At 42.3% G+C, this 11,567-nt stretch carries 11 protein-coding genes; 4 read left to right on the top strand and 7 right to left on the bottom strand.

Annotated features, from left to right (window positions below):
* Positions 1–108: 108 nt before the first annotated feature.
* Complete coding sequence (locus tag E2K52_RS04465) at positions 109–3,048, bottom strand: insulinase family protein (RefSeq protein WP_151203966.1); 2,940 nt, start codon at positions 3,046–3,048, stop codon at positions 109–111.
* 181 nt (positions 3,049–3,229) lie between these two features.
* Positions 3,230–3,679 (bottom strand): GNAT family N-acetyltransferase, encoded by a 450-nt coding sequence (locus tag E2K52_RS04460; RefSeq protein ID WP_151203965.1) that lies wholly within the window; start codon positions 3,677–3,679, stop codon positions 3,230–3,232.
* 261 nt (positions 3,680–3,940) lie between these two features.
* Here E2K52_RS04460 and E2K52_RS04455 point away from each other — a divergent pair, with 261 nt between their 5' ends.
* The 3 genes from E2K52_RS04455 to E2K52_RS04445 are packed head-to-tail and all read left to right on the top strand — an operon-like array spanning position 3,941 to position 5,901.
* Positions 3,941–4,945, top strand: coding sequence for an adenosine kinase (locus E2K52_RS04455; protein WP_151203964.1), 1,005 nt, complete (start codon positions 3,941–3,943; stop codon positions 4,943–4,945).
* Positions 4,946–4,959: 14 nt separating this feature from the next.
* Complete coding sequence (locus E2K52_RS04450; RefSeq protein WP_171478803.1) at positions 4,960–5,268, top strand: Rieske (2Fe-2S) protein; 309 nt, start codon at positions 4,960–4,962, stop codon at positions 5,266–5,268.
* 18 nt (positions 5,269–5,286) lie between these two features.
* Positions 5,287–5,901: an OB-fold-containig protein gene (locus E2K52_RS04445; RefSeq protein ID WP_151203962.1), complete on the top strand. Its 615-nt coding sequence runs from the start codon at positions 5,287–5,289 to the stop codon at positions 5,899–5,901.
* Between the two features lie 240 nt (positions 5,902–6,141).
* Here the strand turns inward: E2K52_RS04445 and E2K52_RS04440 are convergent, their stop codons facing one another.
* Both E2K52_RS04440 and E2K52_RS04435 read right to left on the bottom strand, forming a co-directional pair.
* On the bottom strand, positions 6,142–6,771 hold the full coding sequence (locus tag E2K52_RS04440; protein ID WP_151203961.1) for a YidB family protein: 630 nt from the start codon (positions 6,769–6,771) through the stop codon (positions 6,142–6,144).
* Positions 6,772–6,888: 117 nt separating this feature from the next.
* Positions 6,889–7,356 carry a DUF6231 family protein gene (locus tag E2K52_RS04435; RefSeq protein WP_151203960.1) on the bottom strand — a complete coding sequence of 156 codons (468 nt, stop codon included), beginning with the start codon at positions 7,354–7,356 and terminating at the stop codon, positions 6,889–6,891.
* Between the two features lie 33 nt (positions 7,357–7,389).
* On the opposite strand from E2K52_RS04435, the gene E2K52_RS04430 reads away from it, so the two are divergent.
* Positions 7,390–8,262 carry a DUF2797 domain-containing protein gene (locus E2K52_RS04430; protein ID WP_151203959.1) on the top strand — a complete coding sequence of 291 codons (873 nt, stop codon included), beginning with the start codon at positions 7,390–7,392 and terminating at the stop codon, positions 8,260–8,262.
* Positions 8,263–8,652: 390 nt separating this feature from the next.
* Here the strand turns inward: E2K52_RS04430 and E2K52_RS04425 are convergent, their stop codons facing one another.
* The 3 genes from E2K52_RS04425 to E2K52_RS04415 form a co-directional block, all read right to left on the bottom strand.
* A complete protein-coding gene (locus E2K52_RS04425; RefSeq protein WP_151203958.1) occupies positions 8,653–10,518 on the bottom strand; it encodes a SurA N-terminal domain-containing protein in 1,866 nt (621 codons plus the stop codon).
* Between the two features lie 128 nt (positions 10,519–10,646).
* A complete protein-coding gene (locus E2K52_RS04420; protein ID WP_004786051.1) occupies positions 10,647–10,919 on the bottom strand; it encodes an HU family DNA-binding protein in 273 nt (90 codons plus the stop codon).
* Between the two features lie 157 nt (positions 10,920–11,076).
* Positions 11,077–11,556, bottom strand: a complete 480-nt coding sequence (locus E2K52_RS04415; protein WP_151203957.1) for a phasin family protein — start codon at positions 11,554–11,556, stop codon at positions 11,077–11,079.
* Between the last annotated feature and the right edge of the window lie 11 nt (positions 11,557–11,567).

Genomic DNA, 11,567 nt, shown 5'->3' with positions numbered 1-11,567 from the left:
ATTTTCCGCATTCGCGTGCGTCCCAACCGCGCAGCCCAGCAAAACGCCCAGCTGCAAAGTTGAGCGCTTAACTGAATTAAGCGCCATCCTTTTTCCTCATTCTTCTATTTATTGAACTTGTTGAATACTAAAACCCAGCTGCTCCAATGCTTCCCGTTTTGCAACAGGTGCAACCACTGCTTTAGATGCTTGCTGCTCAACCAAATAAGTTTGTGCAACACGTTTCAGGTCATCCAGCGTGACATTCAGTAAACGCTCACGTAGCTGTTTGCGAAATGCCGGGGTACGCTGATGCAGATAGGCATAGCATGCGGTAATCGCTTCGCCTGCTGGTGAACCCGGCTTATCCATGCTGGCAATCAGGCCCAAAATGGCTTCTTCCAACTGATGCGGTTGTTGAGGAGCATTCAGCAACCACTGAATACTGGCCTCAAAATCCTGAAAAGTTTCTGCCAGACGTGGATCACGGTAGCTATAGAAACGGAATGAACAGGCATTACCATCATAGCTGGCGCCGCCACCATACGCTCCACCTTTTTCACGTATCGCGCTGTGCAGGAAACCATTACGTAAATAACCTGCCAGCACCATCAGTGCTGCAGCATCTGGATGTGATACCTCCACTGCAGGATAGGCTGCTGCACAGAACTGAACATTGGTCTGAATCAACCAGGCTTCATCATGATCATGATTGGCTTTATCAACCTGTGTCAGCTCAACAGGTGCGGTATTGACTTCCAGCTTGTCCCAGACATGTTGAATTTCTTCAATCAGGCGCTCAGCATGTGGCTCTTCACATACCAGCAGGAACTGCTTAGGTGCTTGCAGCAGGATGTTATGAATACGTTTTAACTCGTCAATCAGCGCATCATACGCAGCCGGGTCTTGTTCAATCTGATTCACCAGATGGATCAGCCAGTTTAAAGCCCCCAAACCGGTATTATGATAATCACGTAAAGCTAAAGCACTGTGCTGACGCGAAGCGGCTTGCATGGCATAGCTGTGACCAGAACCGGAAATGCGTGACTGCCAGCGTGTTTTACGCTGTTGCAACAGTTCAACAATACGTGCTTTTTCGTCAAAACGTAGCTGCTCGAAACCGATCTTTAATAGACGGATTGCATCCAGATGCGTTGTCAGAGATTTGGTGGTGAGTGTGAGCCAAGCACTAATCTTGTGCTTGTCATCGACTTTAGAGCGTAGTGAAGCCCCCATTCCCAAGCCACCACTTACTGCAGTTTGTAGTTGCTGGAATTCAAGATAGTCGTATTCGCCTGCACCCACTTCACCCATCAAAATAGACAGCAAGTTGAAATACGGCGATTGCACCACTTCATCCGGAATTTTAACCAGTACCTGCTGATAATAAATCCCGTTGGTACCCGCATGATAAAGATTAAGCGGGGTATCTACGCGGTTACAGATAATTTCACGCAACTGGCCCTGCACAATCTGCAATTCGGCAGGAACATCTTCCAGGCCAACTTTAGGTAACAGTTCCAAATCATCCGGAGTATCCTGACGCACTTTTAATGCTTCAGTCTGAGCAATAATTTCAGCTTTCTGCTCTTCGGTCAGTGTTTTTGCAATTTCAGCCAGACGTGCTTTTTCAGCTTCTGCTTCTTTGGCCGATTTGCTTGCATCCGGAACCAGCGTGAGCTGTACACGATGCGGATTATCCAGTAAATGTTCCTTAATCAGATTCGACAGCCACATCGGATCTTGCAGCTCGTCCTTAACCGCCGCAATAGCAGAATCTACATCCCAGACTTCAACCGGATCACGATGATGAATTGCACTGCCCAAGCCACTTAGAATCAGGCTTAATCCGTATGGCGTACCGTCCCCATTGATTTCACGCTGATGCAGCTCGATTTGATGCAAGATTGCATCAACAGCCTGTTGATCGACAGGTTTGGAAGCTACCTCTTCAAGTATCTTGAATACACCATTTTTAAACTCTTCCGCATGTTCAGGGTTAGAACCTTGAACTGCACAATAGAAGGTCATTTCAAAGTTAGAATCATCTACGCCCAAAAATGGACCAGTCGACTGGGCATAGCCACAGGTTTCCAGATAGTGACGCAGTGGTGAGGCTGAATCTTCCAGCAAGATACCTTCTACCAGACGCATTCCCAGACGTAATTTGATTTCACTGGCTTCAGGCAATAACCAGGATAAAACATGATAGGTTTTATCTTTCAGATCTTCGGCATCTACAGCATAGGTATCGGTTACGGCAATTGGCGCGGTCAAACGTGTTACCGGTGTAGAATACAGTGTTTCGCCTTTTTCAAATTTGAACAATGCCAGATTTTCAAACTGCTCCTGAAGTTCAAAAGCTGATTTATTACCAAAGGTCATAAATACTGCATTACTTGGGTGATAATGTGATTTATAGAAATCCACAAGTTCTTCATAGCTGAGGTCTGGAATATCTTTAGGATCACCGCCCGAATTATAATGATAGGTCGTATCCGGGAATAAATAATGCGCCAAAGTATGATAAAGCTGATCTGAAGGCGAGCTCATCGCCCCTTTCATTTCATTAAAAACCACACCTTTATAGACCGGTTCGCCATTTTCAAACTCGATACGAATCCCTTCCTGAGCAAAATCCAGCGGATTCAGGTTCGCAGCAAACGCTGCATCCATATACACTTCCAGCAGGTTCTGGAAATCTTTGCTGTTCTGGGTTGCAAACGGATAAGCGGTCCAGTCCGCTGCCGTAAATGCGTTCATGAACGTATTCAGTGAACGGCGAATCATCAGGAAAAATGGATCGCGCACCGGGAATTTTTCTGAGCCACATAATGCAGTATGCTCCAGAATATGCGCTTCTCCCTTGGAATCCATGGGCTGGGTGCGAAAAGCCACCAGAAAGACATTTTCATCATGATTGGTCGCCAAATGATAATGGGTGGCGCCAGTCACTTTATGCTTATATTCAGACACAGCAATGTCTAAAGCTTCAACATGTTGTTGACGTACCAACTGAAACGCAGGATGTACAGTTTGAGAAATGGTTTCAGTGACATCTACAGTCATGCGATCTCCTAATATTTAAATTAAAAATAACTGATCGCATTATAGCTGTAGTTGTTTAAATTATTCACTGAGAAATCCAATGATTTTGATCGAATTCAGTAAACTTGATTATTTAAAATGATAAATCATCAAATTCACTTGAATCAGACTTTTAAATCATCTGAGGATACTGATCGAAGTTCTAGATCAGGTATTTGAAGTAATTATAGTTTGGATGACTTTCTACAAAAACATAGTTCTGTTTCTGATAAAAGCTCGCAGCCTGTTTAATATCGGTATGCAAGCAAAGTGCTGAATAATGCGGACGCGCCAGCTTTTCCAGATAAGCAAGAAGCTGTTTGCCTACCCCATGCTGGCGATATTTTGGATGTACATAGAAACGGCGCACACGGCCAATGCGCTCCTCAACACCATTGTCACCCCATTGCTGATTGAGGCCCCCACAGGCAATCAGTCTGTCACCGTCATAAGCACCCACCAAAAACTCGTTGGCATGGCTAAAGCAGTTTTTCCCCGTACGGTATTCTTCAATCAACTTGTCAATTAATTCGTAACCTTCCTTACGCGCGAGTATGGCCAGTTTTTCAATCTGATCCGGTAGTTCTTTAGCAGTTACAATCTTAATTTCCATATATGCACACTATTTGAAATTGTGGTGAGGAGATACGCTTGCAGAACTTGATGCAAAGCCTCTTACCTTATAAATAAAACAAGACTCTCAAATCAATGGCTGTACAACTCATTGCATAAAAATAGTTCGGAAACTCGACCAAAGATAATCCAGAATGAATTGTATTATATAAATTTTCTTTGAAAAAAGCTCAGCAAACTACAGCAATTCCGAGTGATGGTGTAAACTTACGACTTTCATTTTTTAATGTGATCTTAGAATATGGCAACTGTTGATCTTTTTGCAATTGGAAATGCGCTGATTGACCAAGAATTTAAAGTTTCTGATGAATTTTTAACTGCACAGCATTTGCAAAAAGGCACCATGCAACTTGCAGATGGTGAAACTCAGGCGAGCCTCTATCAAAACCTAAGAGATACCCAAATTTATAAAGGTCAGGCATCTGGCGGTTCTGCTGCCAATACCACGGTGGCTTTTGCTGCACTGGGGAGTCCGGCATTTTATGCTTGCCGCGTCGGAAATGATAATTTAGGCCATATTTATCTGAACGGTCTAAATGAAGCCGGCATTCAAACTACACCTAAATCGATCAGTCAAGGTGTAACAGGTACCTGTATGGTGCTGGTCAGCCCGGATTCTGAACGTACCATGCATACTTATCTGGGAATTACAGCTGAACTGACCGATGCACAGATTGACTTTGAGCCATTAACTACAGCGAAATGGCTGTATATCGAAGGCTATTTATCCACTTCAGACACTGCACGTCAGGCAGTAAAACAGGCACGTGAAATTGCGAAAGCCAATGGCGTTAAAATCGCCTTGACGCTCTCTGACCCGGCTATGGTGCAATATGCGCGTACCGGTCTGGATGAAATGATTGCCGAAGGTGTCGATCTTTTATTCTGTAATGAACAAGAAGCATTGATGTATACCCATACTGACACCATTGATGCTGCTTTAGTGAAATTAAAGACTTTAAGTCAATCCGTTGTCATTACATTGGCATCCAAAGGTGCGCTTATTTCAAACAATAGAGAGACCTTTACTGTACCAGGTCGCGCCATTCAGGCAGTAGATACCAATGGTGCAGGTGATGCCTTTGCAGGCGCTTTCCTGTATGCCTTAAATGCCAATCTTGGTTTTAAGACGGCTGCAGAACTGGCGGTTTTAATTTCAAGTAAAGTGGTTTCCCAGTTTGGTCCACGTCTGGCGGTTGCAGACTATGCAGCCTTATTAGAAAATTTCCAGAAGGAATGTGCTTAATGTATAAAATTTGCTTGACTGAAGACATCCCGGAGCGCGAAGCACGCTCTTTTGAGACTCCGAATGGCGATACGATTTTCATCACCCAGCGTGATGGTGCATTCTACGCCTATCAGAACGTCTGTCCGCACTTGCAGGTAGAACTGGAGTTTCTGGAAAACCAGTTCCTGGATCGTGATCAGGAATTCATTGAATGCTCTACCCACGGTGCACTGTTCATGGTTGAAAGCGGTGAATGTATTTCCGGGCCTTGTCAGGGGCAATCACTTGAAAAAGTAGAGATTACGGTGCATTCTGATGGCGGGATTTATCTTACAGAATAAGACTTAATGGATTTTGCCATGCCAGCTTTTTTGCTCGACTACAACCTTATGCCTTTTCATTTGAGTCTGGTCTTGATCTTTGTGTTTGGCATGGCAAAAACTTCTGCTTTTTATTTTGGGCTTCAATCCAAAAAACTCTTTAAATGCATTCCGTCTTATGACTTCGCTTATCTTGATGTTCTGAATGTCAAATTTTCCAAAACCCTGATCATCCTTTTCTTTTTGATGAATTTTAGCTTTTCCGGCTATTTACTGCAGTTCCTGATCTACTCTCAGGAAATGGAATTCTTGCCAGCTTATTATCTGATTTTACCGGCCTTAATTATTGCCAGCTTTTTTACTGTATTTATGATCCATTGTCTGGATCAGGTGATTCCTCCAAAATACAAAAAAAATCATGTCAATCTACTCGGACGACTCGCAACCATTTCAAGTGGTAATGCACGTCCAGGTTTTTCAGCCCAAGCCCGGGTACGTGACGAATATGGCCAGATCCACTATGTACAGGTTGAACCTGAATTTGGTGAACTGGAATTTCAGTCCCAAATTATTTTAATTCGAGTAAGAAAATCACATTATATTGCCAAAAAAATCTGTCAGTCGAATCAGCTATTTAGTCTGAACCTGGACTAAATCACTTTAAAACTTTAGAGTGGGTTGAGGTTTGTAGTATGTAATTTGTGCTATAAAGGCTGCCAAGTATAAGCTAAAACTACTGCACTCTGACAATTACGTTTTAGCTTGTCATATCGAGTAGAAAGTCTTCATTTTACATTCGCTATTTCTTTAAGTAATAAATTTCAACAAACTCTAATGATTTCAATTTCTCATAAAAAATCCCACCTATGGGCGGGACTTTTTTATCTATCTAATTTATTTTTTCAAAAAGCTGGAAACCATATTCATGACATTCTGAATATCTTGATTGGCCTCCTGTGTACTGGTCTGTTCCCCTTGAGGAGTTAACGAGTCAATAATCTGCGGTAAGACCTGGGAGATTGCACTATAAATATCCTGCTTAGGCGCTTGAGTCTGCTGGGCGACGTCTTCAATGTCCTGATCATCAAACAGGCTTTGTACTTGCTGTGGATCGACCTGTGCATTTTCGCCTGGAGCTGTAGAGACCCAATCATCGACCTGGCTGTTTAATCCTTGGCCTTTTAACTTGTCCAGCGCTCCCTGCAAACCGCCCTGCTTTTGAATCCAGGCCAAAACCAGCGGTAACACTGCAATCAATAAACTTTTGGCGGAGCTTCCACTCGATTGGGATGTCCGCGTAGCAGATTGATTATTGCCAAACTGACTTAATACTGAACCTAGAATTGCACCCAGACCGTTTTGCTGATTTTGAGCCTGATTTGTCTGATTCCCCAATCGCCCCAATACCGATCCTAAAATGTCAACCAACCCATCTTGTTGCTGTGACTGCTGCCGAGACTGGGATTGCCCGCCTCCCAGCGCCTGCTTAGCCAGCATTTCGATAATATTACTGAGATTGGTCATATTACTTTCCTACCGATGCGTTCTTTCTTTATTATAGCATACGGTTCTATAACTCCTTGTCTTTCAGTATTTTGTTAATATTTGCAATATTAATCCAATTCTTATCTCACCTTCATGTTACCAACGATATTTATCCCAGTTTTCAGGATTGGCCCAAAACTTTGAATTAAGCCAGTCAGGCACAAGCTTATAAGTCAAAATATTGAATTGCCAAAGCTCAAGACCACCTTCCCCACGCTGATAATTCAATTGGGTTAAACCCAAAGCCCTGAGAAGTTTTTGATCTTGGGTATGGCAGATGACCAGCAAACGCTTGGCAAATAAATCACGCATTTTTACCAAAATTTGACTTTTCTGCTGCTCTAGCAATACCCATATTTCAGGTGCAGCCAGCATCACCACTGCCAGATCATAGCGCTGTTGAAAAGGCAGATTTAAAACCTCAGATACGCTAAAATGGTGCCATTGAATGGATTGCTGAAATTGAAGTCGGGTTAAATCCTGCCCAATGCAAATCGCAGTATGAATTGGCTGTTCCTGTGCAAAATCATCTAGCATAGCAATGATGACATTTTGTTCAGCCATAACTGCACCCCTATGATTTAAGTGAGTAATTTTATGGAATTTCAGGGCATTTGCCAGAAAATGCATGTCGGTCTCAAAGATCTAAATGTAACTGATCAAAATACCCAACGGGCAAATGTTGAATATAAATTAATATTAGATGGATCTCAAATTAACCTCCCGTTTCAATTGGGCCAGGAAATCGAAATTGAATGGACAGGCAATATTTACTGTGTGTCTTGTGGTACTAAAACCTCCAAGTCTTTTTCTCAAGGTCACTGCTTTAAATGCTTTAAAACCAAAGCTTCATGTGATATGTGCATCATGAAGCCAGAAACTTGCCATTATCATTTAGGGACCTGCCGGGAAGATGAATTTGCACAGAATGTCTGCTTTCAACCTCACATTGTTTATCTGGCAAATTCTAGCGGCTTAAAAGTCGGCATTACCCGCCTTAACCAGATGCCTACCCGCTGGTTAGATCAGGGCGCTACCCAAGCCTTACCGATTATGAAAGTGGGCTCACGCCGTCTTTCCGGTAAACTGGAAGTCATGTTTGGCAGTCAGGTAGCTGACAAAACTGACTGGCGTAAACTTTTAAAAGGTGAAGCTGCGCCGCTTAATCTACCTGAGGTCCGCGAGCAACTGATTGAAGAGTTTGCACCAAAAATTCAGACGATCCGTGAAGAATTTCATCAGAACTTCGAGTTTAATGAAACGATTGAAGTACTTGAAGATGAACCGGCTCGCGAATTCATTTATCCTGTCGAGCAATATCCAGAAAAGATCAAATCCCACAACCTTGACAAGACCCCGGTAATTCGTGGAAAGCTGCAAGGTATTAAGGGTCAATACCTGATTCTGGATACGGGCGTGATCAATATCCGCAAATATACCGGCTATGAACTCATTATTCGGACTGAGTAATGTATTACAAAGGGAGCTTGCTCCCTTTACTTATGATCCAGGTACTGCAGCCTGCTCAAACAGTTATGATTAAATCAACTCCGAAATAGTAAATTGCTGAGCAACATATGATAATTTTCTACTAACTCCATCGAAATTGAGTGAATGGTAATCTCTAACACGCCTGATCAGCTTGACTTGGTCTGGTGGTAGAGAAGAGTTTAATACCTGTTTTAAAACAAACTCAAAATAAGATATTTTTTTCTTTTGGTTATTGATGTAGACAGGCTTGACTACATACCTCAAGCCATCAAAGGACTATTACTAAGTCTGATTTTTCTAATTAGCAGACGCCCTAAATCCAGGACAATAAAAAACCAGCCCTTAGGCTGGTTTTTTAGAGGAAAATTTTTATTTAATTTTCGCATGAGACTTTAAGTAACGTGTATAGTCATCAAATTCCTGCTGACCGCGTAATTGACGATACAGTTCAACCAGCTCATTACGCTGTTCGGCACTTAACACATCAATTGGATTTTTCTTCACTTCAGAAACCGCAACCACCACCAGTTCATTTGGCATATGTGCTGTAGTAACCGACCAATGACCGGCCTTTGGTGGTGTTACACTGAAGGCTGCACGCTGAACATCACGTTTTAGCAAACCTTCAGCACGGGTATAGATACCTACATCTTCAAAGACCAGATTGCCTTTTGTCACAGCCGCTGCTGGCTTGGTTCTAAACTCATCCAAAGTCTTCTGAATTTTTGCTTTTGCCGCATTCAGTGCTTTTTCTTCAATCAATTTTGCAGTTACATGAGGTTTAGCTTCTGCCAACGTTTGCTCGCCTGCTGCATGATAATCACGCACCTTAATCCAGACCACATCGCCATTGTTTAACTGGATACTGGAAGAAGCATTGCGATCGCCATTTTTGACATCATCATTAAACAGCTTCACTTTAACAGCAGCATCGCTCAGAAGTGGATCACGTGTCGCCAGCGTCACACCTTTGGCACTTTGAACCTGTACTCCTTTTACTTCCTGCGCCACCACTTCTAAAGAATCCGAGCTAACAATCATATCGTTTAAGCTATTCACAGTATCCGAGAACGCGTTGGATTTTTTAGTTGCCAGAACCTCTTCAGACAAACGTGCTTTCTGAGACTCAAAAGATGGTACCGCAATCTCTGGAAGAGTGACAGAAATCAGATGATACCCGTTCTCTGTTTTTACTGGAGCAGACACTTGTCCAGATTTCAAAGAAGCTACAGCCTGATCAAATGTCGCCCCAAATACACCTGCTTCATAAACAGCAATTTCACCACCCTTCGACTTAGACTCTGGATCTTCAGAATATTGTGCCGCTGCTTGTGCAAAACTGGTTCCTGCGTTGATTTTGGCAGCAACCTCAGCAGCAAGCTTTTTAGCTTCCGCATCGCTACGATTATCCGTGGTGATCAAGACATGTTTCACTTCAGGTTTAATATTCTGCTTTTGTGCTGCGACAAATGCATCATATGCCTGCTTTAACTCAACATCTGTAACTGCCAGACTTTCAGCCGCAATATTCTCAGGCTTCAGTACCACATAGTCGACATCTACCGTAGTTGGCTGTGTAAAAATAGCTTTATGCTTTTCATAATAAGCAGCAACTTCAGCCTCAGTAACTTTGACATCTTTTTTATAACTTTCCAGACTGATACTGGCAATGTGAATCTGGCGCTGTTCCGTTTGCAAATCAGCAATCTGCTGAATATCAACACGACTAACCAGCGGATAATCCACAAAAGTTGAGGACAGCATTTTCAATGCATGATCTGTACGCAGGCTTTCGATCAAAGCATTGTTGGTCATCCCAATCGATTTCAGGTAGTTTTCATATAAAGCCTGTGAAAACTGACCATTTTGCTGAAAAGTTTGCTGCTGGGCAATCATCTGTTCAATTTGCTCTTTGCTCAGACTAATACCCAGTTTTTCAGCCTGCTGCAAAAGCAGGGTACGTGCTATTAAAGTATCTTTGGCTTTCTGCTCGATGAAACTTTGATTTAACAGGGTTTCATCGCCATTGGTATAGCTTAAATATTGTTGTTTGAATGATTTTGTTAGTGACTCTAATTCTTTTTGAGAGATGTCAGTCCCATTGACTGAGCTTACAGCATCAGAACTCCCGCCGCTAAAATATCCTTCAATACCTACAAGTGCTAAAGGGGTCAAGAATAGAACGAGCAAGACTTTGCCCAACCAACCCTTAATAACTTTACGAAAAGCTTCCATAAGTATTCCAATATTTTATTTGCAAGGGATTTTAACCGAAAATACCCATTGAATGAACGTGTTAATCATGAAATTGCATCTATCAATAAAAAACGCGCCAAGAAGGCGCGTTTTATCGCTAGGTAGACTTAAGCTACAGCGTCTTTCAAGCCTTTACCTGCTTTAAAGCTAGGCACTTTGCTTGCTTTAATTTCAAGAGTCGCACCAGTTTGCGGGTTACGACCAGTACGTGCAGCACGCTCTTTTACACCGAAAGTACCAAAACCCACTAGAGTTACAGTATCACCAGCTTTTAAAGCCTCAGTAACAGAAGCAATTGTAGCATCTAAAGCTTTACCTGCGTCAGCCTTAGATAATCCCCCTTTTTCTGCAATTGCATCAATTAATTCCGATTTATTCATGAAAATTACGTCCTCTTAATATCGTTTATATAAGGTTCAAGAATTTGTTTAAATTGCCATAACGCCTTTATAGCAATGCTTTAGGTATAAACGCAATACTTATGAGCCTCTTTTTTTTCAAAAAACATGCGAAAAAAACAATGAATAATAAAGAAAGTCATTTCATTGAGGTTTTTTTCGTTATTTCCTTCTGTAATTTTTCCTGCTCTGCTGTCAGTTGATCAACTTTGGCATGCAATTGAAGGATTAGACGTTCCAGATGCTGTACATCCTTCAATGTCACCAATCCTATCCGATTCAATGAATGATGAACAGAGTGGTCGATCAATTTATCGACTTTATCTTTAGTCTCGGTTACCGACTCTTTAGCCTTCTCTGATACCCTTTCAACAGTCTGATCAGCAATGTCAGCGGTTTTGGATTCCAGCTCCTCTCCAACCTTGACCAAGGAATCAAACAGCTTATTGCCTTCTTCTTCTGCCCGTGAAAATGCACCTAATCCTGCCAGCCAGATTTGCTTGGTATATTTGCGAAAATCCAGCATCGACCTGCGCTCTACTGACGATCTGGACTTATTCTTCGCTGTTTTATCGCTCAGCTCTGTAACTGTATCTTGTGTCGTTTTTATTTTATCCATGAACACGACTC

It is taken from the genome of Acinetobacter sp. RF14B (assembly GCF_006864105.1).
GTDB lineage: Bacteria > Pseudomonadota > Gammaproteobacteria > Pseudomonadales > Moraxellaceae > Acinetobacter > Acinetobacter lwoffii_C.
This window is presented reverse-complemented; position numbering and strand designations above follow the sequence as displayed.